The organism is Pseudoduganella sp. LjRoot289 (assembly GCF_964252925.1).
GTDB lineage: Bacteria > Pseudomonadota > Gammaproteobacteria > Burkholderiales > Burkholderiaceae_D > Rugamonas.
In genome coordinates this window covers 4,915,560-4,942,094 of record NZ_CAXUPN020000001.1, presented here as the reverse complement: position 1 = coordinate 4,942,094, position 26,535 = coordinate 4,915,560, and the positions used below count along the sequence as shown (strand labels likewise).

The following is a 26,535-nucleotide window of genomic DNA, read 5'->3' as shown; positions in this document are numbered from 1 at the left end:
AGCCCGGAGACCGGCCCATAACAAACAGAGCGTGGCGGCCCATGAAGGTAGTGATAGTCGACGATACCCACATCAACCTGGTGCTGATGTCGCGCCTGATCGGCAAGCTCGACGGCGTGGAGACGGTCACCTTCCAGTCCGCGCAGCCGGCGCTGGACTGGTGCAACAGCCATCCCTGGGATTTGCTGATCATCGATTTCATGATGCCGGGCATGAACGGCCTGGAACTGATCGCCGCGCTGCACGCCGGTTCGCTGTCGGACCCGCGCGAGCGTCCGCCGGTGCTGATGGTCACCGCCAGCACCGACCTTGACGTGCGCCACCGCGCGCTGGAGAACGGCGCCAGCGACTTCCTCATCAAACCCATCGACAAGGTCGAATTCCTGGCCCGCACGCGCAATATGCTGCAGCTGCGGCGCGCCACCGTCGGCCTGCGCGCCGAGGTGCGCAAGGCCACCGCCGAACTGCGCGCGCGTGAGCAGGAAACCATCATGCTGCTGGCGCGCGCCTCCGAGTACCGCGACCCCGAGACCGGCGCCCACATCCAGCGCATGGCGCAGTACTCGCGCCTGATCGCGGCCGAAATGGGCTTGTCCGAGCAGGAGCAGGAAGACATCCTGAACGCCGCGCCCATGCACGACGTGGGCAAGGTCGGCACGCCGGACCACATCCTGCTCAAGCCGGGCCGCCTGAACGACGAGGAGATGGCCGTCATGCGCCAGCACGCGCGCATGGGCTACGACATCCTGAAGGGCAGCCAGGCGCGCATGCTGCAGCTGGCGGCGGAAATCGCGCTGAGCCACCACGAGCGCTGGGACGGCGCCGGCTATCCGAACGGCCACGCCGGCGAGGACATCCCGCTGGTGGGGCGCATCGTCGCCGTGGCCGACGTGTTCGATGCGCTCACCAGCGTGCGCCCCTACAAGCAAGCCTGGAGCATGGAGGACGCGCGCCAGTTCCTGCTCGATCACCGCGACAGCCATTTCGACGCCCGCTGCGTGAACGCGCTGCTGGCGCGCTGGGGCGAAGTGCAGGCCATCCGCGCGCGCTACCGCGACGAGGGCCAGCCGGCCTGAGGCCGGACGGCGCCGCGCATGCAATCGGCCCGCCTGCTCATGCTGGTCCAGCGCGCGCTGGGCGCGCAGGACGACGCGGAGATGGAACAGCGCCTGGCGGACCTGCGCGCGATAGGCGAAACCGCCTTGGCCAACGGCTTGCTGGCGCTGCTGCAGGAAGGCGAGCGCGCCGACCCCGGCCTGGCGCCGCGCCTGCGCGAAGTGGAGACCGAGCTGGCGCTGGTGCGCGCCGACAACTTGCTGCTGAGCCAGGAACTGCGGCGCAACAGGAGCGCCGGCGCCGGCCGGGGACGCAAGGGCCAGCGCCTGGCCGGCATGCTGCAGGAGCTGGCGCAGCACCGGGAGTCCGAGGAGGACGCGCGCCACCGCCAGGAATTGACCGAACAGATCCTGGACCAGTTGCCCATCCCCGTGTTCCTGAAGGACCGCGACGGCCACTTCCTGCGCTTCAACAAGCAGTTCGAGGCCTACACGCAGCGCACGCGCGAGGAGATCCTGGGCCGCACCATCGAGCACTTCGCCTCGCCGCGCTGGGCCGAGACCACGCGCCGGGAGGACGAGCTGGCCTGGAGCAGCGGCCGCATGGTCACCAGCGAGCGGCGCCTGATGAGCTTCGACCCGCCGCGCGACGTGCTGGTCAGCCGCAACGTCATCAACAGCGGCGGGCGCAGTTATATGCTGGGCTACTTCATCGACGTCAGCGAGCAGCGCGCCGCGCGCGAGGCCATGCAGCGCGCGGTGGAATCGGCCGAGGCGGCCAGCCGCGCCAAGAGCGAGTTCCTGGCCAATATGAGCCACGAGGTGCGCACGCCGATGAACGGCGTCATCGGCATGACGGAACTGGTGCTGGAGTCCGAGCTCACGCCCGGGCAGCGCGCCGACCTCGGCCTGGTGAAGGCGTCGGCCGACGCCTTGCTCTCCATCGTCGACGACATCCTCGACTTCTCCAAGATCGAGGCCGGCAAGCTCGACATCGAGGACGTGCCTTTCGACCTGCGCCAGATGGTGGAGGACAGCGTGCGCGTGATGGCGCTGCGCGCGCGGCAGAAGGGGCTGGAACTGCGCTGCGACTTGCCCGCCAGCCTGCCGCGCAACATGAAGGGCGACCCGGGCCGTTTGCGGCAGGTGCTGATCAACCTGATCGGCAACGCGGTCAAATTCACCAGCCGCGGCGGCATCACGGTGGCGCTGGCGCCGGGGCGCGAAGACGATGAGCGCTGCGACATCGTGTTCACCGTCTCCGACACCGGCATCGGCATTCCGCAGGAGAAGCAGAAGCTGATCTTCGAGGCGTTCGCGCAGGTGGACGGCTCCACCACGCGCGAGTATGGCGGCACGGGGCTGGGCCTGACGATCTGCCGCCGCCTGGTGATCCTGATGCAGGGCCGGATCGGCGTGCGCAGCGAGCCTGGCGAAGGGAGCAGCTTCAGCTTCACCGTCCCGCTGCGGCACACGGGGCTGGCGCCGGCAACGCCGCTGTCCGCGCCGCAGATGCCGGCGGACAGGCAGTTGCTGGAGGAGGGCGGCGAGGGCCGCTCCGGATTCCGGCACGGCATCCTGCACGAGGGCAAGCAGGGCGCCGAGGCCCGTCCCGGCAGCCTGCGCGTGCTGCTGGCCGAAGACAACCCCGTCAACCAGCGGTTGGCCTTGCGCCTGCTGGAAAAGCTGGGCCACCGCGTCACCGTGGCCGGCAACGGCCTGACAGCGCTCGAATACGCCACCCAGGGCAGTTACGACCTGGTGCTGATGGACGTGCAGATGCCCGACCTGGACGGCCTGGCCGTCACGCGCCACATCCGCCAGTGGGAGCAGGCGGCGGGCAGCCACACGCCCGTCGTCGCCATGACCGCGCGCGCCATGGCGGGCGACCGCGAGCGCTGCCTGGAGGCGGGCATGGACGATTATCTGTCCAAGCCCGTCGATGTGGCGCGCCTGCGCGAGGTGCTGGCGCGCTACGCGCCCGGCACCGAGGCGCCCGTGCTGGACTGGCCGGCGGCGCTGCTGCGGCTCGACGGCGACGAGGAACTGCTGCGCGAACTGGCTGCGCTGTTCCTGCAGGACGGGCCGCAGCTGTGGCGGGAAGTGGTGGACGCGCAGGCTGCGCAGGACGCCGAGCGTGGCGCGCGGGCGGTGCACAGCCTGAAGGGCGTGCTGGTCAATTTCGGCGCCGCCCGCGCCATCGCCGCCGCCGAGCGCCTCGGCGCGCACAGGGATGCGGCGCACATGGAGGCGCTGGATGCGGCCATCAAGCAGCTTTACGAGGCGCTGGCGGCTTGCGCACTGGCGGACTCGGCGTCCCCCGCCAACCCGCCCTAGGGCAAGCAGGACAGCCATGCGCGGGGCGGGCGCCACGGCATCAAGTATAGATATAGCCGCGCGACCAGGGCAGCACGCGCGGGTTGCGCCCCGCCTTGCCGCACACGATCTGGTACAAGCTCAACAGATCCTGCTCGAAGCCGTACACGCAGCCCGCCAGGTACACATGCCAGATGCGGAAACGCTTGTCGCCCGCCAGCGCTTTGATGCACGCCGCGCGCGCCTCGAAATTGTCGGTCCAGATGGCGCAGGTGCGGGCATAGTGACGGCGCAGGTTCTCCACGTCGTACGCCTCCAGCCCGCCCTCCTGCATGGCCTTCAGCACCTGGCCCAGGTGCACCAGCTCCCCCTGCGGGAACACATACTTGTCGATGAATTCGCCACCGCCGTAAGGTGTTTCGCCGTTGTCCGGGTCGGTGCTGGTGATGCCATGGTTCATGGCCACGCCGTCCTCGGCCAGCAGGCGGTTGACGGTGCGGAAATACTCGGGCAGGTGCTTCAGCCCCACGTGCTCGAACATGCCGACGCTGGTGATGCGGTCGAACTGGCCTTGCACGTCGCGGTAGTCCTGCAGGCGGATCTCGACCAGCTGCTCCAGGCCGGCCTCGCGCACCCGCTCCCGCGCCAGTTCGAACTGGTTTTGCGACAGCGTGATGCCGACGCAGCGCGCGCCGTATTCGCGCGCCGCGCGCAGCACCAGCGCGCCCCAGCCGCAGCCGATGTCAAGCAGGGTCTGCCCGCGCCGCAGCCGGATCTTGGCCAGGATGTGGTCGATCTTTTTTGTCTGCGCCGTCGCCAGGTCTTCGTCGCCGTGCTCGAAGTAGGCGCAGGAATACACCATGGCCGGGTCCAGGAACTGCTGGTAGAACGCGTTGGAGACGTCGTAATGATAGCGGATCGCCTCGGCGTCCTTCTTGCGGTCGTGGCGGAAATTGCGCATCACGCGCGGGAAGCGGCCGTGCTCCTTGAGGGTGGAGCGCGCCAGCGCGTTGACCACGGCGATCATGTCGCGCGCCGCGCCGCGCACCTCGATCAAGCCCTCGACATAGGCCGAGCCGAGGTTGGACAGCGAGGGTTTGAGCAGGTAGCGCGCCGCCGATGCCTGCGGCAGGCGTATCGTGACGCGCGGCGCCTCGGCGGAAAAGTCGAGATGCTGGCCGTTCCACAGTTCGATGCGCAGCGGTAGCGCCGTTTGTTGCCGTACGCCCGACATCCAGGCGCTGAGCCGGTTTTGCAGGAACACGATAGCCTCCCTAAGAATGTTAGGGCTGCAAGCGCTCCTTCTTCCAGCTGCCGTCCGCTTGCAGCGTATATACGATGCGGTCATGGAAGCGCGAGCGGCGGCCTTGCCAGAACTCCACCCGCTCCGGCACCAGCCGGTAGCCGCCCCAGTGCGGCGGGCGCTGCGGCTGGCCGCCGCTGGCCGCTTCCACGGCCGCAAAATTCGCCTCCATCTCGGCCCGGCTGGCAATGTGCTCGCTCTGCTGCGAGGCGACCGCCGCCAGCTGGCTCTTCACTGGACGGCTGTAAAAATACTTGTCGCTGTCCTCGGCCGAGGTCTTCTCCACGCGACCCTCGATGCGTACCTGGCGTTCCAGCTCGCGCCAGAAAAACAGCAGCGCCGCCTGCGGGTTCTGCGCTAACTGGTGGCCTTTCTGGCTCTCGTAATTGGTGTACCAGGTGAAGCCGCGCTCGTCATACTGCTTGATCAGCACGATGCGCGAACTGGGCTTGCCGTCCGCGCCCACCGTGGCCACGCTCATGGCGTTGGCCTCGAACACTTCGGCCTTCATGGCTTCGCCGAACCACTTCGCGAACTGGTCCACGGGGTGGGCCAGCGTATCGGCCTCGTCGAGGCTGGCGCGCCCGTAATCGAGCCGCAAATCGGCGATGTCGACGCCTGCCGCGACTGCGGTGGCCGGCGGCAGCGCCGCTGCCGGAGCTACTGCCGCCGCTGCCGCCGCTGCCGGAGCTACTGCCGCCGCTGCCGCCGCTGCTGCCCATCCTGCCGGCGTTGCCTTTGCGGCCGGCCCGCCTGTGGGCGCTATGCCGCGCCGCCGCTGCATCGCCTCGCCCAGTTCCTTCATCTGGTCCGGGCTGAACAAGCGCTTGGCCATGGGCGCGATATTCTGTTCCTCGGTTTCCATGTGGGCCGTGTAATCGGCCACGTATTTTTCCACCGCGCCGGCGGACAGCGCTGCATCTGTTCCTGTGGCAATTTTGTCAAGTTGTGATTTTATTATAAGCCAATCGCCATCCATTTGCGCGTGCTGCGCAACGATGCGCGGCGCCAGTTCGCGCAGCAAGGCGGCATCCTCGCCGCGGGCGGTGGCATCCAGCATGGGCAGCAGGTTTTGCTCCTCGTCCTCGTGGTGCAGATGGGCAGCGCTGTTGAAATATTTCAGCACCGCCTGCGCCGCCTGGCGCGCTTGCGCGTCGGCGCCGTGGGCCGGCAGGTGGGCCAATAGATTGCCCAGCGTGGCCAATTGCTTGCGGATGCGGTCATGGCAATGTTTCAGGACGGCGATGGGCTGGCCGAAGTCGGGCGCCGTGTCGATCAGGGAGTTGCTCATGGTGTGCTCATCGGGTGGAGGGAGGATGGCAGCCATTCTAGAATAAAATGGCGGTATGACTGAACTTAACACCCCCGAAACCCCTGCGGCGCCCGAATTCCCGGACGTCGACTACGAGCGCCGCTTCGGCGGCATCGGCCGCCTGTACGGCCAGGCCGCGCTGGAGCGCTTCCGCGGCGCCCACGTGTGCGTGGTCGGCGTCGGCGGCGTCGGCTCCTGGATAGTCGAAGCGCTGGCCCGCAGCGCCATCGGCCGCCTGACCCTGATCGACCTCGACAACGTGGCCGAATCGAATATCAACCGCCAGATCCAGGCGCTGACCGGCACCGTCGGCCAGGCCAAGATCCACGCGCTGGCCGAGCGCATCGCGCAGATCAACCCGTATTGCCAGGTCACGCAGGTCGAGGATTTCGTCGACCCGGACAACCTGGACCAGCTGATCGGGCTGCCCCGCTACGACTACGTGGTCGACGCCATCGACAGCGCCAAGGCCAAGACCGCGCTGGTCGCGTATTGCCATCGGAACAAGATCCCCTTGATCATCATCGGCAGCGCCGGCGGCCAGACCGATCCGACCAAGATCGAAGTGCGCGATTTGTCGAAGACCGAGCAGGAGCCGCTGCTGAAGAAAGTGCGGCGCCGGCTGCGCAGCAACTACGGCTTCCCGCCGGGCATGAAGAACAAATACAACATCGACGCTGTGTTTTCTATGGAGCCGTTGCAGTTCCCGGACACAGGCGAGGCGTGCTCGGTCGACGGCGACGAGCGCGGCGTGACGGGCTTGAACTGCGCCGGCTTCGGCTCGGCGATGGTGGTCACGGCCACCTTCGGCATGGTGGCGGCCGGGCATGTGCTGCGCAAGCTGGCCGCGCAGGTGGCCGTGCCGGCGGCCTCGGAAGACGCGGCCGCGTAGGGAGTGCAGGGCGGGCAGGGCGGGTTAGCACACAGTGCGTAAGCTGCCATGAGCCGCCAACGGCGCTGACGCTGGCGGGTTACGACGCCTTGCGTCTCTCAAGTCACTCCGGCAGGAGTCACGTTCGTACGATGCGCCCGTTCGCCACGGGCAGATAGCGGCCGTCCGCGAGCGACTCCACCAGCGCGACCTCGCCGGCTGGCCAATCCACCGGCTCGAAGCGGGTGTCCTGCGGCGCCGTCTTCGCCTCCCTCGCCAGCGTCACGTGCGGCCTGAACTCGCCGTGCGTGGCCGGTGAAAACCCGGCCGCCTCCAGCCTGGCCATCAGTTCCTCCTGCATCGCCATCAGTTCCCGCGGCACCTGCGTCATGCCGGCCCAGGCGATGCGCGGGCGCTGGAAGTAGCCCAGGCAATTTATGCGCAGGCGCAGCTGCGGCACCGCCAACGCATCCAGTATCGCCAGCAGCGGCGCCAGCGCCCCGGCCGGCTGCTGCCCCAGGAAAGCCAGCGTCAAATGCAGCTTGGCGGGCGCGATGGCGCGGCCGGGAACCAGCGGCTGCAGGCGCGCCAGGGCCGCGCGCGTGTCCTCGTCCGGCCACAATGCGAAAAAAAGCTTGTGGCCGGACGGTTGGGTAATTGCTTCGGATGGCTGATTTGTTATCATGTGGTCGCTCGAAACTTCATCGAAAGAATACATCATGACCCGTGGTTCCGTTTTGTTCGCATTCCTCTTCGCCGCCGCTACACTGGCACAGGCCGCCGGCCAGGCCCCGGCGGCAGCGCCAGCCGCAGCACCGGCACCGGCACCGGCCGCACCCGCACCGGCCGCACCCGTGGTGGTCGGCTCGGCCCAGCCCGGCCCCGCCGCCGACGCGCTGATCGTCAACGACGTCAAGGTCGGCACCGGCAAAGAAGCCGCGGCCGGCAACGCCGTGCGCGTGAACTACACCGGCTGGCTGTACCGCCCGCTGGCCAAGAACCAGCGCGGCAAGAAGTTCGACTCCTCGATCGGCCGCGAGCCGCTCGAATTCACGCTCGGCAAAGGCCAGGTCATCAAGGGCTGGGACCAGGGCGTGCAAGGCATGAAAGTGGGCGGCAAGCGCATCCTCATCATCCCGGCCGAACTGGCCTACGGCTCGCGCTCGGCCGGCGAAATCCCGCCGAACTCCGCGCTCACCTTCGAAGTCGATTTGATCGAAGTGAAGTAAGCAGTAAATATAGGCCGCGATAGGCCGCGCATCCGTGATGCGCGGCGCCCAAATCGGCGTAGACTGAGGTTTCCAGCCACTCGAGCGGAGCCCCCGTCATGAAGATTGCCAACGACGTCACTGAACTGATCGGCAACACGCCGCTGGTTCGCATCAACCGGATGGCCGCCGGCGCACCGGCCCAGATCCTCGCCAAACTAGAGTTCTACAGCCCCGCGCACAGCGTCAAGGACCGCATCGGCCTGTCCATGATTGCCGCCGCGGAAGCGGCCGGGCAGATCCGTCCGGACTCCATCATCCTCGAACCGACCAGCGGCAACACGGGCATCGCGCTGGCCATGGTGTGCGCCGCGCGCGGCTACCGTTGCACCCTCATCATGCCCGACACCATGAGCCGCGAGCGCCGCACCATGCTGCGTGCCTACGGCGCCGAGCTGATCCTCACGCCCGGCAGCGAAGGCATGCTGGGCGCGATCCGCAAGGCCGAGCAGTTGGCCGAGGCCGACAGCCGCTACCTGATCCTCCAGCAATTCAACAACCCGGCCAATCCCGACATCCACCGCCGCACCACCGCCGAGGAAATCTGGCGCGACACCGACGGCAGGGTGGACATCCTGGTGGCCGGCGTCGGCACCGGCGGCACCATCACCGGCGTGGGCGAAGTGATCAAGGCACGCAAGCCCGAGTTCCAGTGCATCGCCGTGGAGCCGGACGCTTCGCCGGTGCTGTCGGGCGGCGCCAAGGGGCCGCACCCGATCCAGGGCATAGGCGCCGGCTTCGTGCCGGCCGTGCTGAACACCAAGGTCTACAACGAAGTGATACGCGTGAGCAACGAGGACGCGTTCGCCACCGCACGGGCGGCGGCCTCGCAGGAAGGGCTGATGGTGGGGATTTCGTCGGGCGCCGCGCTGTGGGCGGCAATGCAGGTGGCGCAGCGGCCCGGGAACGCGGGCAAGCTGATCGTCACCATCATCCCCTCGTTCGGCGAGCGCTACCTGAGCACGCCGCTGTACGCCGGACTGGCCGACCAGTGAACCGTTGATCCGGGCAAGGCCTTGCAGCCGGGCGGGTGATTGGCCAGGCGCCGGAGAGGCTGCGTGCCTGAGAGGCTGGCGGCCTGCGTGAGCCGGCGTCCGGGAGCGTCGGCCGTTTTGCGCGGTGCGCAGGCCTGGCGCTTGCAAAGCCTCGCGGCGTCTGGCGCTAGTGGCCGTGGCCTTGCAGGCTGCAGGCGTGCGCGGTGGTGCCCAGTTCGACCTGCAGGGTGGCGTGGTGGACGGCAAAATCGGCCTTCAGGCGTGCGGCGATCTCGTCCAGCGCCTCGTCGCCCGGGTGGCCGGCCGGCATCACCAGGTGGGCGGTGAGCGCGGTTTCGGTCGTGCTCATGGCCCAGATATGCAGATCGTGCACCTCGTTTACGCCCTCGCGGGCCCGCAGGAACAGATCGACCTTGGCGGCGTCCACCGAATCGGGCACCGCAGCCATCACCATGTTCAGCGACTGGCGCAGCAGCGACCAGGTGCCGAGCATGATCACCACCACGATGGCGATGCTGACCAGCGGGTCCAGCCAGGTCCAGCCGGTCCACATGACGGCCAGGCCGGCCAGCAGCACGCCCAGCGAGATGGCCGCGTCCGCCGCCAGGTGCAGGTAGGCGCCGCGGATATTGATATCGTCCCTGCTGCCTGCCATGAACAGCCAGGCCGAGAAACCGTTCACCGCGATGCCGACCGCCGCCACCACCGAGACTGTCAAACCGGCCACCGGGGCGGGGCGCATCAGCTGCTGCACCGCCTCCCAGGCGATGGCGCCGCAAGCGGCCATCAGCAGCATGGAATTGAACAGCGCGGCCAGCATCGAACTGCTGCGCAGGCCGTAGGTATAACGCTGGTTGGGCGCGCGCTTGGCCAGGATGGCCGCACCCCAGGCCAGCATCAAGCCCAGCACGTCGGACAGGTTGTGGCCCGCGTCGGCCATCAGCGCGGTCGAATTGGCGATAAAGCCGTAGCCGAATTCGATGGCGACAAAGACCGTGTTCAGCGCGATGGCGATGGCGAAAGCGCGGCCCTGGCTGTTCGGATCGCCGTGATGGTGGTGGCCGTGCGCGTGGCCGTGCCCATGGTCATGGCCATGCTTGTGATCATGTTTATGATCATGCTTGTGATCGCATTGACGATCTTGCTGAGGCATGTGCTGCGGATCGTGCTGATGTTCGTGGTCGTGGCTATGGCCGTGGTGATCGTGTGGCATGGTGTTATCCCGGTTCGGCGATATGTTCCAGCATATCGTGGAGGACGCCGCTGATATGCGCATCGGCGGCGGAGTAGAAGACTTGCTTGCCCTGGCGTTCGGACTTGACGATGCGGGCCGCGCGCAGCAGGCGCAGGTGGTGGCTGACGAGCGAGCTGCTCAGATTGAGCAAGGACGCGATATCGCCCACGGCAACCGGCGCCGCCACGCAAGCGAGCACGATGCGCAAGCGGGTCGGATCGCCCAGCAAATGGAACAGGTCCGCCAGCTGCGTCACCGAGGCATCGGATTGAGTAAGTATAGTCATGGCCAACAAATGAATAGATGTTCACATGTTAGCACAACCCTGGGGTCAGGCCTGCATTCGTGCACTTTCCGCGTCAGACCTGACGCCCTGCATCGTGCACATGCATGAATGCAGGCTTGACCCCAGGTGGCAAAACGGGGCGCGCAGTGGCTACGCGGAGGATGAGTTTGCCTGGAAATGCACGAATGCAGGCCTGACCCCAGGGCTGGGGGCGGGCCTGCGTTCGTGCATGGGGGAGGGCTATTTTTGCAGGGCGGAGCGGATTTGGTCGCGGGTTTTGGCGTCGAGGGACTCAATGGCCTTGCTGAGCTTGTCGGCCTGGACCAGGGCGGCGGCTTGTTGCGGCGTCAGGGCGGCAGGCTTGCTGAGTATGGACTGCGCGCTTACCACCAGCAGCGCGGCCAGCAGTGCGATGCCGGCGGCGGCGGCCAGCAGGCGCTGCTCGCGCGGCGTGACCAGCGGCGATTGCGTGGCGATGGCTTTCACCGGCGCGGCGGGCGCCGGCTCGTAAGCGGACGGCGCCTTGGCCGGCGGCAGCCCGCCGGCGGCGCGCACCTGCTCGGCCAGCTCGCGCGAGACGGCGTCGATCCGCTCGATGTGGCGCTCGACCGCTTCGGCCAGCACCGCTTCGTTCAGCGCCACCAGCGCGAAGATCGGATCGTCGACGTCGATCTTGACGCCGGTCTTTTCAAACACGAGACTGCGCAGCTTGTGCTGGTCCATGGCGCGCCCCGTTACCAGGTCACTTTGTCGAGCTGCTCGAACAGGTCGCGGAACACGACCTTGATGCGCTGCTTTTCCATCACGTTGAACTTGTCGCTGGCCTTCACTTCCTCGGCCGTCAGGCGCGCCGTGTTCATCTTCTTGATGTCGGCGCCGAAGGTGTCGGCGTTGCGCTGCGATAGCACCACGCGGCCCACCACGCGCGCGGCGTTGTCGGCATAGGTCTGCGATTCGATGAACGATTTCCCGGACGCCGATTGCAGCGCGCCGAAGTGCTCGTTCTCCCACAGCACCAGCGGCACCGAGGTCGATTTCGCGGTCGACAAGAAACCCATCGCAGTGTCGTGCAGCGTGTCGCCGCCGCCGACGATGGTGTGGATGTACACCTTGCGGCCCGATTCCTGCAGCAGCGAGAAGCAGTCGTTTTCGATCAGGTAGGCCACCAGCGGCGAAAAGGTGTTGGCGCCGTTGTCGACCACGCAATTGCCGTCTTCTTCGAGGATGTCTATCATCAGCGCGTCGAAGCGCTTCGGGTCAATGGTGCGCTGCTCCGTCATCACCGGCACGTGCTTCACGTTCATCGCCTTGTAGCGCGAGAAGGTGGCGTTCTCCTGGTCGGTGTCATAGCAGCGCAACGGGGTTTCGTCCTTGCTCGCGAGCCATTGCGCCAATATGGTGGACACCAGGGTCTTGCCGATGCCGCCCTTGCCTTGGAGGATGAAATGTACCGTGTTCTGCATCGTCTTTCTCTCGTGTCTCTCTCTGGTTTGTGCCCGTGCCCGCACGCACTATACCAAAAAGCGCAGCAGCCCTTGCAGCGAATGGACAACAGCCTGCTCGCGCACGGCGCGCCGGTCGCCGCTGAAGACCAGCCGCTCGGTGCGCACCTTGCCGCCCCCGGCCCAGCCGAAACACACGGTGCCGACCGGCTTGCCCGGCACCGCGCCGCCCGGCCCGGCAATGCCGGTGGTCGACAGCGCCACCTGCGCCTGGCTGCGCGCCACCGCGCCGGCGGCCATCGCCGCCGCCACCTCTTCGCTGACCGCGCCGTGCGCGGCGATCAGCTCGGCCGGCACGCCCAGCAGCGCGCTCTTGGCCGCGTTGGAGTAGGTGACGAAGCCGCTGTCGAACCAGCCGCTGGAGCCGGCGATGTCGGTGATGGCCTGCGCCGCGCCGCCGCCCGTGCACGACTCTGCCGTCGCCAGCACCAGACCCTTGCCCTGCAATGCGCGCCCCACTTCGGCCGCCAGCCGCGCTGTCCCGTCCGCAGTCCCGTCCGCCATCCCGTCCGCCATTCCGCCCACGCCGTGCATCGTCAGTCCCTCTTGTCAAATGACTAGTAGCTGCACATTCTAGCCCGCGCAGGCATGCACACAGTCAAAAAAGTCTGCCCGGGCGTACTAAAAATGCGTACACTCGTTTTGCCTGTATCTGTATCTTACCTAGGGGAGTGGAAACATGCAGTTTGCAAGCCAGTCGGGCCTGCTCGGGCTGGCCCGGCGCCTGTTGCCGCTGCTGCTGTTCATGGCGGCCTGCGTTTGCGCCCAAGCGCAGGAAGTGCCGTTGATGCGCCAGGTGAAAGCCGCCTACCTGTACAAGTTCGCCGGCTTCGTCGAGTGGCCCGAGGGCAGCTTCGTGCGCCCCGACAGCCCGCTGGTGATCGGCGTCATGGGCGCCGACGCGCTGGCCGAGCAGCTCGAGCAGACCGTGGCCGGCCACAGCGCCAACGGCCATCCGCTGCAGGTGAAGAAACTCAAGAAGAATGAAGCGCCGGGCAATGTGCACATCCTGTTCCTCGGCGCGCTCGATAAAGCCAGTCTGCAGGACGTGATCGCGGCCACCCGCAACCAGCCGCTGCTCACCGTCTCGGACAACGAAGAGGCGCACGCCCTGGGCAGCATCGTCAACTTCGTGCTGGCCGACGACAGGCTGCGCTTCGAAGTGGCGCTCAAGCCGGCTTCCCTGGCGCGCATCCGCATCAGCGCGCGCATGCTGTCGGCCGCCGTCAAAGTGCAAGGGGGCGCGACATGATCAAACTGCGCTCGCTGCGGCAAAAACTGCTCGGCGTGGTGATGCTGTCCACGCTGGTGGCGCTGCTGGTGTCGCTGGCCACCATCGTGGCCTACGACCTGCGCGCCTACCACCAGAGCGTAAGCGGCGACATGAGCACCCAGTCCGAACTGCTCGGCCACATGAGCAGCGCCGCGCTGGCCTTCGACGACCGCGCGCTGGCCAAGCAGAACCTGGCGCTGCTGCGCCTGCGGCCCAAGGTCAACGCCGGCGCCATCTACAACGCCAAGGGCAAGCTGTTCGCCAGCTACGTCGCGCCCGGCCAGGACGACCACTTCCCGCAGCAGGCCGAGGCCGAGGGCGTGCGCTTCGAGAACGGCAAACTGATCCTGTTCAAGCGCATCGTCGACAACGGCGAGCTGCTGGGCACCGTCTACCTGCGCGCCGAATACGAGATGCTGGGCCGCATCAGCGACTACCTGGGCATCGCGCTGCTGGTGATCCTGCCCGCCATGGGCATAGCCTACCTGATCATGCGCCGCATCGACTTCGTCATCACGCGCCCCATCCTCGACATCCGCGACGTGGCGCGCGAGGTGGTGCAGACCGGCGACTATTCGCGCCGCGCCGCCAAGACCAGCGAGGACGAGGTGGCGCAGCTGGTCGAATCGTTCAACTCCATGCTGAGCGAGGTCGAGACCCGCAAGCGCGCGCTGGAAAGCTCGAACGTGGAGCTGGCGCGCGAGGCCGAGCAGCGCGCCCAGGCGCAGCAGGAGGTGATGCGCTTGAACCAGGAACTCGAGGAGCGCGTGCACGAGCGCACCTTGCAGCTCGAGGCCACCAACGGCGAACTGGCCATGGCGATGGAGGAGGCCAAGAGCGCCAACCAGGCCAAGTCGGCCTTCCTGTCGTCCATGAGCCACGAGCTGCGCACGCCGCTCAACGCCATCCTCGGCTTCGCCCAGATCCTCACCTCCGACAAGCTGCCGTCGACGCTGGTGCAGAAGAAGGAGTTCGCCAACCACATCCTCAAATCGGGTCGCCATCTGCTCACCCTGATCAACGAGATCCTGGACCTGGCCAAGATCGAATCGGGCGCGGTGGCGCTGTCGATGGAGCCGGTGAGCCTGCAGGAGATGCTGCAGGAGGTGCAAAGCATGACCGAACCGCTGGCGGCCGCGCGCGGCATCCGCATGCTGTTCCCGGACGGCTGCCAGACCAGCGTCGGCGCCGACCGCACCCGCCTCAAGCAGGTGCTGCTCAACCTGCTGTCCAACGCCATCAAGTACAACCGCGAGGGCGGCGCCGTGGTGGTCGACTGCACGATGAACGGGCCCGGCCTGGTGCGCCTGTCGGTGCAGGACACGGGCATCGGGCTGCGGCCCGAGCAGGTGGCCCAGCTGTTCCAGCCCTTCAACCGCCTGGGCCAGGAGAGCGGCGCCGAGGAGGGCACCGGCATCGGCCTGGTGGTGACCAAGCGCCTGGTCGAGCTGATGGGCGGCGTGATCGGCGTCTCGAGCAGCCAGGGCGCGGGCAGCATGTTCTGGATCGAGATGCCGGCCGCCGATCCCGTACCTTCGCTGCTCGAAGGCGAGGGCGCGCGCGCGCTGGGCGAGACGGCCAAGCCGCACAATCCCGGCGACCCGGTCACCATCCTGTATGTCGAGGACAATCCGGCCAATTTGAAGCTGGTGGAGGAGATCATCAGCTTCCGGCCCGACCTGCGCCTGCTGTCCGCGCCGGACGGCCACCTGGGCGTGGAGCTGGCGCGCGCGCACCTGCCCGACATCATCCTGATGGATATCAACCTGCCCGGCATGAACGGCCTCGATGCGATGCGGGTGCTGCGCGCCGACAGCCGCACCGGCGCCATCCCGGTGATCGCGCTGACGGCCAACGCCATGCCGCGCGACATAGAAAAAGGAGTTGCGGCAGGATTCTTCCGTTACCTGATCAAACCGATCAACATCGATGAATTCACGGAGGCCATCAACAGCACGCTGGCCTACCTCGCCGATAGGAAGGCCAGCAAGGAAATGTCATGATCACCCCGTCGGACATCCTCAACGCGAAGATACTGATCGTCGACGACCAGGCCGTCAACGTGCAGCTGCTCGAGTACCTGCTCACCACCACCGGCTACCTGTCCGTCAGCTCCACCACCGACCCGCGCGTGGTGGCGCCGTGGCACGAGCAGCACAATTACGACCTGATCATCCTCGACCTGCACATGCCGGGCATGAGCGGCTTCGACGTGATGAACGCGCTCAAGCCGCTCGAGGCGGAAGCCTACCTGCCGGTGCTGGTGGTGACCGCGCAGCCGGACCAGAAGCTGCCCGCGCTGGAGGCCGGCGCGCGCGATTTCGTCAGCAAGCCCTTCGACCCGGTCGAGGTGCTGACCCGCATCCGCAACATGCTGGAGGTGCGGCTGATGCACCGCGAGGCCAGGAATTACGGCACGCTGCTCGAGCAGACCGTGCGCGAGCGGACCGCCGAACTGCAGCGCTTCCGCAGCGCGATGGACGCCACCGCCGACGCCATCTTCCTGATCGACTCCGGCACGCTGGCGCTGGTGGACTTGAACGACGGCGCCTGCCGCATGCTGGGCTATGGCCGCGAGCAATTGCTGGCGCTGGAGTCCGCCCCGGCCCGCATCGGCCTGGGCACGGAAGAGGATTTGCGCGCGCATTGCGCCGCGGCCCTGTCGGCGGAGTCGGCCGCGGACAGGGCCGCGGCCGGCGCGCGCGCGCCGGAGCTGCTTGAAATGGAGCTCACGCGCCAGGACCTGGCGGCGGTGCCGGTGGAACTGTACTGGCAGCTGCAGCACGGCCGGGGGGACTCGGCCGGGCCGCAGACGCCCCATCCCACGCTGATCTGCGTGGCGCGCGACATCAGCGAGCGGCGCCTGGCGCAGGAGCGGCTGCAGCACATGGCGCGCTACGACAGCCTGACCGGCCTGCCCAACCGCTCGCTGTTCTTCCAGACGCTGGCCGAGAGCATCGAACTGGCGCACGACAAGGAGTGGCGCATCGTGGTGCTGTTCATCGCGCTGGACCGCTTCAAGAACATCAACGATTCGCTGGGGCCGGCGGCCGGCGACGAGCTGCTGCGCCAGTTCAGCAACCGCCTGGTGCAGTGCGTGCGCATCCGCGACACCGTGGGCCGCCTGGGCGGCGACGAGTTCGCGCTGATCCTGACCATGACGCGCAACCAGCAGGACGCGGTGCTGGTGGCCAACGAGGTGCGCGAGGCGCTGCGCGCGCCCTTCGACCTGGAGGGCCACCCGGCCGCGCTGACGGCGTCCATCGGCATCGCCATGTACCCGGACGACGCCACCGAGCCCGAGACCTTGGTGAAGTACGCCGACACCGCGATGGAGCGTGCCAAGCAGGCCGGCCGCGACGGCTACCGCTTCTTCACCGCCGGCATGAACGTGCAGGTGCTGGCGCGGCTGGACCTGGAGCTGGCGCTGCGCCGTGCGCTGGACGAGAACGAACTGCTGCTGTACTACCAGCCCAAGGTCAACCTGACCACCGGCCGCATCAGCGGCGCCGAGGCGCTGCTGCGCTGGCAGCGGCCCGGCTACGGCCTGGTGTTCCCGGCCGAATTCGTGCCGGTGCTGGAGGACACGGGGCTGATCGTACGGGTCGGCGCCTGGATCATCGACGCGGCCTGCCGCCAGATCGCGGCCTGGGGCCGCTCCATGGTGGGGCCTGTGACGGTGGCGGTGAACGTATCGAGCCGCCAGTTCGTCGAGGGCGACCTGGAGGGCGAAGTGCGGCTGGCGCTGGAACGCCACAAGGTGCCGCCCGAGTTGCTCGAGCTGGAGTTGACCGAGACCGCGCTGATGTCGAACGCCGAGCGCACCATCGGCGTGCTGGGGCGGCTCAAGGAACTGGGCGTGAAGTGCTCGATCGACGATTTCGGCACCGGCTATTCCTCGCTGGCCTATCTGCAGCGCTTCCCGATCGACAAGCTGAAGATCGACATCGCCTTCGTGCGCGACATCACCACCAACCCCAACGACGCGGCGATCGCGCTGGCCATCATCAGCATGGCGCACAGCCTGAAGCTGCGGGTGATCGCCGAGGGCGTGGAAACGCGGCCGCAGCTCGAATACCTGCGGCGCAACCGCTGCGACGAGATCCAGGGTTATTTCTTCAGCCGGCCGATACCGCCGGACGAAATGGGGCAGATGGTCGAGGGCGGGCGCTGCCTGCCGCCGGACCCCAACCAGGCCGCCGAGCCGCCGCAGACCCTGCTGATCGTGGACGACGACGTCAACGTGCTGTCCTCGCTGCACCGCCTGTTCCGGCGCGACGGCTACCGCATCCTGACGGCGGCCACGCCGGCCGAGGGGTTTGAACTGCTCGCGCTGTACCCGGTGCAGGTGATCGTGTGCGACCAGCGCATGCCCATCATGAGCGGCACCGAGTTCCTGAGCAAGGTCAAGGAGATGTACCCGGACACGATACGCATCATCCTGTCCGGCTACACGGGGCTGGAGGCGGTGCTCGACTCGATCAACCGGGGCGCGATCTACCGCTTCTATACCAAGCCCTGGGACGACATCCAGCTGCGCGACAATATCCGGCTCGCCTTCCACCATTACTGGCTGATGCACGGCACCGGCCGCCGCGTCGGCGAGCCGGGCGAGGACCATACCTCGATGGTGTAGCAGGTGAAGTATGGATTCCCGCGTGCGCGGGAACGACAGGTCGGGTGGTATTCCGCATCGGTGGACCGCCGCGAAAGCGGGAGTCGTGCTCTTGGTCTCAGGTGCCGAAGTGGTCGAAGCCCTGCAACTGCAGGTCCAGCGGCGCGCCCTGTGCGTCCACCAGCCGCAGGCCCGCCGCCGCCTCGATCCGCCCCACCCGCGTGACTTGCGTGCCGCTTGCCGCGCCGGCCGCCAGCACGGCGTCGCGCCGCGCGGCCGGCGCGGTGAAGCACAATTCATAATCGTCGCCGCCGGCCGCCGTGTAGGCGCGCCGCCATGGCTGCGCGCAGCGCGCCAGCACCGGTCCTGCCGGCAGCGCGTCCACGTCCAGCGTGGCGCCGACCTTGGAGCGCTTGAGGATATGCCCGATGTCGCCCACCAGCCCGTCCGAGATGTCGATCGCCGCGTGCGCGAGGCGCCGCTGCGCCAGCAGGCGGCCCAGCGCCACGCGCGGCGTGGGCGCGTGCAGGCGTTCGCCGGCCGCGTCCAGATCGGCGGGACCGAAGCCGTCCGAGCCCAGGCTGAGCTGTGCGCCCGGGCCCGGCTCCTGCAGATAGCCGGCCAGCGCCAGGCGGGCGTCGCCCAGGGTGCCGGAAATCCAGATGTCGTCGCCCGGCCGCGCAGCGTCGCGCCGCAGCGCTTCGCCCGGCGCCAGTTCGCCGAAGATGGTGATGCAGATATTGAGCGGGCCCTTGGTGGTGTCGCCGCCCACCAGCTCGCAGCCGTGCGCGTCCGCCAGTGCGAACAGGCCGCGCGAAAAGCCGGCCAGCCAGTCGCGGTTGGCCTCGGGCAGCGCCAGCGCCAGCGTGAAGGCGACCGGCTTGGCGCCCATCGCGGCCAGGTCGGACAGATTGACCGCCAGGCTTTTATGGCCCAGGCGCTGCGCATCGGCGCCGGCGAAGAAATGCCGGCCTTCGACCAGCATGTCCGAGGAGATGGCCGTCTGCATGCCGGCGACCGGCGTCAGCAGCGCGCAGTCGTCGCCGATGCCTAGCGTGGCGCGCACGGGGCGCGGACGGTGGAAATATTCAGCGATAAGGTCGAATTCGGAGAGCATCGCCTATTGTAGCGGGGTCAGCGTACTCAAGCGATCTAGGCTTTTTTGCGGCGGCTGGAACTGTAAGCCCAGACGCCCACCGATGCGACCGCCGTGAGGGCCAGTAGGGCGGACTGTTCCGTGCCGCGCGGCGCGAAGAACAGCATCACCGTGGAAACCGGGGCGGCGACACTAGAGAGTCGGTAGCAACTGTGCCATAACTGGTAGCTCATCGCGCGTCCTTTCTTGTGAGGAAGACAATCAACCCAGTCTATTACGCGAACCTCACCTTGTCTAGCAGAAGTACAGCGGTAAGTGCATGTTTTTTCAAGGCATTGACGGTCCGCGGCATGTGCTGCGCATTTAGCCGGCGGCTATCACGCAGATACCAACTCTCAAAAAGATGGCGTCAGATTTCGACCATCCCGAAGTCCTGTCTTTCTGCCGGCCGTGTTTCCTCCATCCTTGCGCAATGCAAGTCATGATAAACAGAAACTGACCATAGAAAAAATTGATAATATTGATAAGACCGATAGTTATTCTGTCTGATTCGTGAAAATACCTAGCTGATTGAAAGAATTGGTCTGATAGAATCGGAAGCTTTCCCGATAGACAAACAGGAAGGCAGCAAGAGCATGGATTCGTCATCTGATAAAAAAGAGGAATTGAGACAACAACTGCGCCTGGCCGCACTCGAGTACCACGAGTGCCCAAAACCCGGCAAAATCAGTGTTACCCCCACCAAGCAGTTGACCAACCAGCGCGACCTTGCGCTAGCCTACTCCCCGGGCGTGGCCGCCCCGTGCGAAGAAATTGTCGCCGACCCCGCCAACGCTTATAAGTACACCGCGCGCGGCAACCTGGTCGCCGTCATCACCAACGGCACCGCCGTGCTGGGCCTGGGCAATATCGGCCCGCTGGCGGCCAAGCCTGTGATGGAAGGCAAGGGCGTGCTGTTCAAGAAATTCGCCGGCATCGACGTGTTCGACATCGAGATCAACGAATCCGACCCCGACAAGCTGGTCGACATCATCGCCTCGCTGGAACCGACCTTCGGCGGCATCAACCTGGAAGACATCAAGGCGCCCGAGTGCTTCACCATCGAGCGCCAGCTGCGTGACCGCATGAAAATCCCGGTCTTCCATGACGACCAGCACGGCACCGCCATCATCGTCGGCGCGGCCATCCTGAACGGCATCCAGCTGGTGGGCAAGAACATCAAGGAATGCAAGCTGGTGGTGTCCGGCGCCGGCGCGGCCGCGCTGGCCTGCCTGGACCTGATCGTCGACCTCGGCTTCCCGCTGGAAAACATCTTCGTCACCGACCTGGCCGGCGTGGTCTACAAGGGCCGTACCGAGCTGATGGACCCGGACAAGGAGCGCTTCGCGCGCGACACCCCGGCCCGCACCCTGGCCGAAGTGATACCGGACGCCGACATCTTCCTGGGCGTGTCCGCCGGCGGCGTGCTCAAGCAGGACATGGTCAAGACCATGGCCCCGAATCCGCTGATCCTGGCGCTGGCCAACCCGAATCCGGAAATCCTGCCGGAAGACGTGCGCGCCGTGCGCGGCGACGCCATCATCTGCACCGGCCGTTCGGACTATCCGAACCAGGTCAACAACGTGCTGTGCTTCCCCTACATCTTCCGCGGCGCGCTCGATTGCGGCGCCACCACCATCACGCGCGAAATGGAAATCGCCGTGGTGCACGCGATCGCCGAGCTGGCGCACGCCGAGCAGTCCGACATCGTGGCCACCACCTACGGCATCAACAATCTGTCGTTCGGCCCCGAGTACCTGATCCCGATGCCGTTCGACCCGCGCCTGCTGACCAAGATCGCGCCGGCCGTCGCCAAGGCCGCTTTCGAGTCCGGCGTTGCCACCCGTCCGATCAAGGACCTGGAAGCCTACGCCGACAGCCTGCAGCAGTTCGTGTACCGCTCCGGCACCTTCATGAAGCCGCTGTTCGCGGTGGCCAAGCAGACCCCGGCCGACATGAAACGCATCGTCTACGCCGAAGGCGAAGAAGAGCGCGTGCTGCGCGCCGTGCAAGTGGTGGTCGACGAGCGCCTGGCCCGTCCCATCCTGGTCGGCCGTCCGCCGGTGCTCGAGAGCCGCATCCACAAATTCGGCCTGCGCCTGAAGCAGGGCGTCGACTACGACGTCATCAACCCGGACTTCGACGAGCGCTATCGCGACTACTGGACCGCCTACTACGCGCTGGCCAACCGCGCCGGCGTGACGCAGGAATACGCCAAGCTGGAAATGCGCCGCCGCCACTCGCTGATCGGCGCCATGATGATCAAGAAGGGCGATGCCGACGGCATGATCTGCGGCACCTTCGGCACCACCGACCTGCACCTGAAGTACATCGACCAGGTGCTGGGCAAGCGTCCGGGCGCCTGCGTGTACGCCGCCATGAACGTGCTGGTGCTGCCCGAGCGCCAGCTCGTCATCGTCGACACCCACGTCAACGAGGACCCGGACGCCAACCAGCTGGCCGCCATCACCATCATGGCAGCCGAGGAAATGAAGCGCTTCGGCCTGCAGCCGCGCGCGGCGCTGCTGTCGCACTCGAATTTCGGCTCGTCCAACAGCGCCTCGGCGCAGAAGATGCGCGCCGCGCTGGCGCTGGTGCGCGAACGCGCGCCGGAGCTGGAAGTGGATGGCGAAATGCACGGCGACACGGCGATGGACTCCAAGCTGCGCCAGAAGATCATGCCGGACTCCTACCTGACGGCGGACGCCAACCTGCTGGTGATGCCGAACATCGACTCGGCCAACATCGCCTACAACCTGCTCAAGACGGCGGCCGGCAACGGCATCGCGGTCGGCCCCATCCTGCTGGGCTGCGCCGCGCCGGTGCACATCCTGACGCCGTCGGCGACGGTGCGCCGCATCGTCAACATGACCGCGCTGTGCGTGGTGGACGCGGTGGCGCAGCGCAAGGCCTGAGCGCCGGCAATGTTGCCCTGTAACAAGATGTAAGTAGTGTAAGGGCCGCCCGGTGCAAATCGGGCGGCCTTCATGTCTCTGTTACAATACTCGGCTGTCAAGTTCGTTCGGAAACTGTGAATATCATGCAAAAGACTAAAAAAGCGCTCGTTACGGGCATCACCGGCCAGGATGGCGCCTATCTGGCGGAACTGCTGCTGGGCAAGGGTTACGAAGTCACCGGCACCTACCGCCGCACCAGTTCGGTCAACTTCTGGCGTATCGAAGAGCTGGGCATCGAGAACAACCCCAATTTGAAACTGGTCGAGTACGACCTGACCGACCTGAGCTCGAGCATCCGCCTGATCCAGAATGGCGACTTCGACGAGGTCTACAACCTGGCGGCGCAAAGCTTCGTCGGCGTGTCCTTCGAGCAGCCGGTCACCACGGCGGAAATCACCGGCATCGGCCCGGTCAACCTGCTCGAAGCGATCCGCATCGTCAACCCGAAGATCCGCTTCTACCAGGCCTCGACCTCGGAGATGTTCGGCAAGGTGCAAGCCATCCCGCAGGTGGAAGACACCCCGTTCTACCCGCGCAGCCCTTACGGCGTGGCCAAGCTGTACGCCCACTGGATGACCGTGAACTACCGCGAGTCCTACGGCATCTTCGGCTCCTCCGGCATCCTGTTCAACCACGAGTCGCCGCTGCGCGGCCGCGAGTTCGTCACCCGCAAGATCACCGACTCGGTCGCCAAGATCAAGCTGGGCAAGCTCGAGGTGCTGGAACTGGGCAATATGGACGCCAAGCGCGACTGGGGCTTCGCCAAGGAATACGTGGAAGGCATGTGGCGCATCCTGCAAGCCGATGAACCTGGCACCTATGTGCTGGCGACCAACCGCACCGAAACCGTGCGCGACTTCGTCACGATGGCCTTCAAGGCCGCCGGCATCGCCATCGAATGGCAGGGCGAAGCGGAAAACGAGACCGGCCACGACGCCCAGAGCGGCAAAGTGCTGGTGCGCATCAACCCGAAATTCTACCGTCCGGCCGAAGTCGAGCTGCTGATCGGCAATCCGGCCAAGGCCTTCAAGGAACTGGGCTGGGCGCCGAAAACCACGCTCGAAGAGCTGTGCCAGCTGATGGTCGACGCCGACCTGCGCCGCAACCAGGCCGGCTTCTCGTTCTAATGGACGGCCAGCTGCCCCCGCCCCTGCCGCTCATGTCGGCTGCGCAGGAAGGCGCCGGCAAGCGCGCGCTCGTCACGGGCCTGGCCGGTTTCACCGGCCAGTACGTGGCGGCCGAGCTGCGCGCGGCCGGCTACCGGGTCACCGGCACCACGGTGCCGGGCCACGGCAGCGAGTCCGACGACATGCTGGCGGTGGACCTGACCGACCGTGCCGCCGTGGCGGCCATGGTGGGGCAGGTGCAGCCCGATGTGGTGGTGCACCTGGCGGCGATCGCCTTCGTGGCGCACGCCGACGTCGAACAGATTTACCGCGTCAACGTGGTCGGCACGCGCAACCTGCTGGAAGCGCTGGCGGGCAGCGCCAAAAAACCTTCCGCGGTGCTGCTGGCATCGAGCGCCAACATCTACGGCAACGCCGACTTGCCGGTGCTGGGCGAAGACACGCCCCCTGCGCCGGCCAACGACTACGCCGTCAGCAAGCTGTCCATGGAATACATGGCCCGCCTGTGGATGGACAAGCTGCCCATCATCGTCACCCGGCCGTTCAACTACACGGGCGTCGGCCAGCACGAGAACTTCCTGCTGCCGAAAATCGTGTCGCATTTCCGCCGCAAGGCCGCCGACATCGAGCTGGGCAACCTGCACGTGTGGCGCGACTTCTCGGACGTGCGCATGGTCGCAGCCGCCTACCGCCAACTGCTGGCGAAGGCGCCGGCCGGACAGACTTTCAACATCTGCTCCAGCATCGGCTACTCGCTGGGCGAAGCGCTGGACATGATGGGCCGCATCGCCGGCTACCAGATCAACGTGCATGTGAACCCCGCCTTCGTGCGCGCCAATGAAGTGGTGCGCCTGGTCGGCGACAACACCCGCCTGGCGGGCGTGGTGGGTGAAATCGTGCCGGTGCCGCTGGAGCAGACGCTGCGCTGGATGTACGAGGCTTGAGTGTCTTGCGCATTGGCCTCTCCACCACCACTGTTGAACCGGTCCTGACCGGCGGGCGCCTGGACGGCATAGGCGTCTACAGCCAGGCCCTGTTGCGGCATCTGCCGCAGACCGGCTGCTCGGTGCAGCCGTTTTCTTTCGCCCCCTTCCTGAAAGGCACGTCCGGCCTCAGCGTCGGCGAGGCCATGCCGCATTCCTTCCCACTGACCACGCTGCGCGACCTGGCCACGCCGGGCGCGGTGCGCCAGCACATGCCGTCGGTGGACCTGTACCACGCCACCGACTACCGCATCGTGCGTATGGACTGCATGGTGCTGGCCACGCTGCACGACGCCTTGCCGGTGTCCCATCCGGAATGGTGCAACCCGCGCCTGCGCGGCCTGAAGAACTGGCTGCAGGCGAAAGCCGCCCGCAAGGCCGACCATGTCATCGCGCACACCGAATTCGCCATCCGCGAACTGGTGGAATGCTTCGGCGTGTCCGACAAGCGCATCAGCGTGGTGCCGTGCGGCGTCGACGCGCAATGGCTGGTCCCGCCCGCGCCGCAGGCGCTGGCCGCCACCTTGGCGCAGTACGGCCTGAAGCCGGGCTATTTCCTGTTCGTCGGCACGCTGCAGCCGCGCAAAAACGTCGGCCGCATCCTGGAAGCCTACCTGGCGCTGCCGCCGGTAGTGCGCGCCAGGCGCCAGCTGGTGGTGGTGGGCGCGCCGGGCTGGCGCAGCGAAGAACAGCAGGCCCAGATGAAGGCGGCCGTGCAGAACGGCGAGAACGTGCTGTGGCTGGACCGCCTGACCGACGCCGAGCACCTGCGCCATGTGTACGCCGGCGCGGGCGTCTTCGTATTCCCCTCGCTGTATGAAGGCTTCGGCATTCCGGTGGTGGAGGCCTTCGCTTCCGGCGTGCCGGTGATCGCCTCCAACACCACCTCGCTGCCGGAAGTGACGCGCGGTGCGGCGCTGGAAGTCGACCCGCTGTCGGTGCCGGAGATCGGCGCGGCCATGCTGGAGCTGGCGCGCGACGACGCGCTGCGCGCGCGCTGCGTCGCCGCCGGCCGCGTGCGCGCTGTCGAGCTGACCTGGGCCGAAACCGCCCGCAAGACGGCCGCCGTGTACCACACCCTCTTATCCTGAACCTATGCGCGTCCTCCACTTCTACAAGACTTACTATCCCGATTCCTGGGGCGGCATCGAGCAGGTGATACGCCAGATGTGCGTCGGCACCGGCCGCCTGGGCGTGACCAATGAAGTGCTGACCCTGACCCGCAACGGCGGGCCCGCGCAGATGGAGATCGAGGGCCACACGGTGCACCGGGTGCCGCTCAGTTTCGAGATCGCCTCGAACGGCATGTCCTTCGGCGCCATCCGCAAGCTCAAGCACCTGGCGCGCAGCGCGGACGTGATCCATTACCATTTCCCGTGGCCCTTCATGGACATGGCGCACTTCCTGGCGCGCATCGACAAGCCCAGCGTGGTGACCTACCACTCGGACATCGTGCGCCAGAAAACGCTGCTGCGCGTGTACACCCCGCTCAAGCAGCGTTTCCTGAAAAGCGTGGACGCCATCGTCGCCACCTCGCCCAACTACCTGGCCTCGTCGCCGGTGCTGGGCCGCTACAAGAACAAGACCCGCACCATCACCTACGGCCTGGACAAATCGATCTATCCCCAGCCCTCGCGGCAGGTGCTGGACAAATGGCGCGCGCGCTGCGGCGGGCGCTTCTTCCTGTTCATCGGCATGCTGCGCTATTACAAGGGCCTGCACATCCTGCTCGACGCCGTGGCCAACACCGATTATCCGGTGGTGATTGTCGGCGCCGGCCCGCTGGAGCAGGAGTTGAAGCAGCACGCCGAACGCCTGGGCCTGACCCACGTGATGTTCGTCGGCGCGCTGGAGGAGGAAGACAAGGTGGCGCTGCTGGAGCTGTGCTACGCCATGGTGTTCCCCTCGCACCTGCGTTCCGAGGCCTTCGGCATTTCGCTGCTGGAGGGCGCCATGTACGGCAAGCCGATGATTTCCAGCGAGATCGGCACCGGCACCACCTACATCAATGTGGACCGGGTGACCGGCCTGGTGGTGCCGCCCAGCGATCCGCAAGCCTTCGGCGAGGCCATGCGGGCGCTGTGGGAGGATCCGGACATGGCGGCGCGGATGGGCGGGGGCGCCGCCGCGCGCTACGAAGAGCTGTTCACGGCAGAACGCATGGCGCACAACTACCTGGGGCTGTACCGGGAGCTGGCGCGCAAGGGCTGAGGCAGCGCTTGCCGTTCCCGCGAAGGGCTCGGCGCCCCCGCGATAAGCCATGCTGCGCATGCTCGCTCGCCCAGTATGGCTTATCGCGGGGA

Annotated in this window: 23 protein-coding genes; 13 read left to right on the top strand and 10 right to left on the bottom strand. The window is 66.8% G+C overall.

What is annotated here, in order from left to right; translation table 11 throughout:
* Window positions 1–41 precede the first annotated feature (41 nt).
* Together ACSQ8Y_RS21115 and ACSQ8Y_RS21110 are read left to right on the top strand one after the other, a co-directional pair.
* Complete coding sequence (locus tag ACSQ8Y_RS21115) at window positions 42–1,076, top strand: HD-GYP domain-containing protein (RefSeq protein WP_436268387.1); 1,035 nt, start codon at window positions 42–44, stop codon at window positions 1,074–1,076.
* Between the two features lie 18 nt (window positions 1,077–1,094).
* Window positions 1,095–3,392, top strand: coding sequence for an ATP-binding protein (locus tag ACSQ8Y_RS21110; RefSeq protein ID WP_436268386.1), 2,298 nt, complete (start codon window positions 1,095–1,097; stop codon window positions 3,390–3,392).
* A 40-nt stretch (window positions 3,393–3,432) separates the two neighbouring features.
* On the opposite strand, the gene ACSQ8Y_RS21105 is transcribed toward ACSQ8Y_RS21110, so the two are convergent.
* Both ACSQ8Y_RS21105 and pdxH read right to left on the bottom strand, forming a co-directional pair.
* Window positions 3,433–4,635 (bottom strand): class I SAM-dependent methyltransferase, encoded by a 1,203-nt coding sequence (locus tag ACSQ8Y_RS21105; RefSeq protein ID WP_436268385.1) that lies wholly within the window; start codon window positions 4,633–4,635, stop codon window positions 3,433–3,435.
* A 19-nt stretch (window positions 4,636–4,654) separates the two neighbouring features.
* Complete coding sequence (gene pdxH / locus ACSQ8Y_RS21100) at window positions 4,655–5,965, bottom strand: pyridoxamine 5'-phosphate oxidase (RefSeq protein ID WP_436268384.1); 1,311 nt, start codon at window positions 5,963–5,965, stop codon at window positions 4,655–4,657.
* 55 nt (window positions 5,966–6,020) lie between these two features.
* Between pdxH and tcdA the strand changes: the two genes are divergently transcribed.
* Window positions 6,021–6,878, top strand: a complete 858-nt coding sequence (tcdA, locus tag ACSQ8Y_RS21095) for a tRNA cyclic N6-threonylcarbamoyladenosine(37) synthase TcdA (protein ID WP_436268383.1) — start codon at window positions 6,021–6,023, stop codon at window positions 6,876–6,878.
* Window positions 6,879–6,996: 118 nt separating this feature from the next.
* On the opposite strand, the gene thpR is transcribed toward tcdA, so the two are convergent.
* Window positions 6,997–7,542, bottom strand: a complete 546-nt coding sequence (gene thpR, locus ACSQ8Y_RS21090) for an RNA 2',3'-cyclic phosphodiesterase (RefSeq protein ID WP_436268382.1) — start codon at window positions 7,540–7,542, stop codon at window positions 6,997–6,999.
* Between the two features lie 34 nt (window positions 7,543–7,576).
* Here thpR and ACSQ8Y_RS21085 point away from each other — a divergent pair, with 34 nt between their 5' ends.
* Window positions 7,577–8,086: an FKBP-type peptidyl-prolyl cis-trans isomerase gene (locus tag ACSQ8Y_RS21085; RefSeq protein WP_436268381.1), complete on the top strand. Its 510-nt coding sequence runs from the start codon at window positions 7,577–7,579 to the stop codon at window positions 8,084–8,086.
* Window positions 8,087–8,184: 98 nt separating this feature from the next.
* A complete protein-coding gene (gene cysK / locus ACSQ8Y_RS21080; RefSeq protein WP_436268380.1) occupies window positions 8,185–9,120 on the top strand; it encodes a cysteine synthase A in 936 nt (311 codons plus the stop codon).
* A 166-nt stretch (window positions 9,121–9,286) separates the two neighbouring features.
* Here cysK and ACSQ8Y_RS21075 read toward each other — a convergent pair whose 3' ends face one another.
* The 5 genes from ACSQ8Y_RS21075 to ACSQ8Y_RS21055 form a co-directional block, all read right to left on the bottom strand.
* Window positions 9,287–10,333 (bottom strand): cation diffusion facilitator family transporter, encoded by a 1,047-nt coding sequence (locus tag ACSQ8Y_RS21075; protein WP_436268379.1) that lies wholly within the window; start codon window positions 10,331–10,333, stop codon window positions 9,287–9,289.
* 4 nt (window positions 10,334–10,337) lie between these two features.
* Window positions 10,338–10,640, bottom strand: a complete 303-nt coding sequence (locus tag ACSQ8Y_RS21070) for an ArsR/SmtB family transcription factor (protein ID WP_436268378.1) — start codon at window positions 10,638–10,640, stop codon at window positions 10,338–10,340.
* Between the two features lie 240 nt (window positions 10,641–10,880).
* Window positions 10,881–11,363 (bottom strand): hypothetical protein, encoded by a 483-nt coding sequence (locus ACSQ8Y_RS21065; RefSeq protein ID WP_436268377.1) that lies wholly within the window; start codon window positions 11,361–11,363, stop codon window positions 10,881–10,883.
* Between the two features lie 11 nt (window positions 11,364–11,374).
* Complete coding sequence (locus ACSQ8Y_RS21060; protein ID WP_436268376.1) at window positions 11,375–12,103, bottom strand: hypothetical protein; 729 nt, start codon at window positions 12,101–12,103, stop codon at window positions 11,375–11,377.
* A gap of 48 nt (window positions 12,104–12,151) precedes the next feature.
* Window positions 12,152–12,646 carry a CinA family protein gene (locus tag ACSQ8Y_RS21055; protein ID WP_436268375.1) on the bottom strand — a complete coding sequence of 165 codons (495 nt, stop codon included), beginning with the start codon at window positions 12,644–12,646 and terminating at the stop codon, window positions 12,152–12,154.
* A gap of 175 nt (window positions 12,647–12,821) precedes the next feature.
* Between ACSQ8Y_RS21055 and ACSQ8Y_RS21050 the strand changes: the two genes are divergently transcribed.
* Genes ACSQ8Y_RS21050 through ACSQ8Y_RS21040 form a run of 3 tightly spaced genes read left to right on the top strand, consistent with a single transcriptional unit; the run spans window position 12,822 to window position 18,051 of the window.
* Window positions 12,822–13,394 (top strand): YfiR family protein, encoded by a 573-nt coding sequence (locus ACSQ8Y_RS21050; protein WP_436268374.1) that lies wholly within the window; start codon window positions 12,822–12,824, stop codon window positions 13,392–13,394.
* A complete protein-coding gene (locus tag ACSQ8Y_RS21045; protein ID WP_436268373.1) occupies window positions 13,391–15,418 on the top strand; it encodes an ATP-binding protein in 2,028 nt (675 codons plus the stop codon). Before ACSQ8Y_RS21050 ends, ACSQ8Y_RS21045 begins: the two co-directional genes overlap by 4 nt.
* The gene (locus tag ACSQ8Y_RS21040; protein ID WP_436268372.1) at window positions 15,415–18,051 is read left to right on the top strand and encodes an EAL domain-containing protein; all 2,637 of its coding nucleotides are present in this window, start codon (window positions 15,415–15,417) and stop codon (window positions 18,049–18,051) included. The genes ACSQ8Y_RS21045 and ACSQ8Y_RS21040 overlap by 4 nt, the downstream gene beginning before the upstream one ends.
* A gap of 97 nt (window positions 18,052–18,148) precedes the next feature.
* Here ACSQ8Y_RS21040 and thiL read toward each other — a convergent pair whose 3' ends face one another.
* Window positions 18,149–19,147, bottom strand: coding sequence for a thiamine-phosphate kinase (gene thiL, locus ACSQ8Y_RS21035; protein ID WP_436268371.1), 999 nt, complete (start codon window positions 19,145–19,147; stop codon window positions 18,149–18,151).
* A gap of 35 nt (window positions 19,148–19,182) precedes the next feature.
* On the bottom strand, window positions 19,183–19,359 hold the full coding sequence (locus ACSQ8Y_RS21030; RefSeq protein ID WP_436268370.1) for a hypothetical protein: 177 nt from the start codon (window positions 19,357–19,359) through the stop codon (window positions 19,183–19,185).
* A 402-nt stretch (window positions 19,360–19,761) separates the two neighbouring features.
* On the opposite strand from ACSQ8Y_RS21030, the gene ACSQ8Y_RS21025 reads away from it, so the two are divergent.
* From ACSQ8Y_RS21025 to ACSQ8Y_RS21005, 5 genes are all read left to right on the top strand, one after another.
* The gene (locus ACSQ8Y_RS21025; protein WP_436268369.1) at window positions 19,762–22,080 is read left to right on the top strand and encodes an NADP-dependent malic enzyme; all 2,319 of its coding nucleotides are present in this window, start codon (window positions 19,762–19,764) and stop codon (window positions 22,078–22,080) included.
* A gap of 125 nt (window positions 22,081–22,205) precedes the next feature.
* Window positions 22,206–23,249, top strand: coding sequence for a GDP-mannose 4,6-dehydratase (gene gmd, locus ACSQ8Y_RS21020; RefSeq protein WP_436268368.1), 1,044 nt, complete (start codon window positions 22,206–22,208; stop codon window positions 23,247–23,249).
* A gap of 32 nt (window positions 23,250–23,281) precedes the next feature.
* Window positions 23,282–24,193, top strand: coding sequence for an NAD-dependent epimerase/dehydratase family protein (locus ACSQ8Y_RS21015; RefSeq protein WP_436269880.1), 912 nt, complete (start codon window positions 23,282–23,284; stop codon window positions 24,191–24,193).
* A 5-nt stretch (window positions 24,194–24,198) separates the two neighbouring features.
* The gene (locus tag ACSQ8Y_RS21010; RefSeq protein ID WP_436268367.1) at window positions 24,199–25,323 is read left to right on the top strand and encodes a glycosyltransferase family 4 protein; all 1,125 of its coding nucleotides are present in this window, start codon (window positions 24,199–24,201) and stop codon (window positions 25,321–25,323) included.
* Between the two features lie 4 nt (window positions 25,324–25,327).
* Window positions 25,328–26,443 (top strand): glycosyltransferase family 4 protein, encoded by a 1,116-nt coding sequence (locus tag ACSQ8Y_RS21005; protein ID WP_436268366.1) that lies wholly within the window; start codon window positions 25,328–25,330, stop codon window positions 26,441–26,443.
* The last annotated feature ends 92 nt before the right edge of the window (window positions 26,444–26,535 follow it).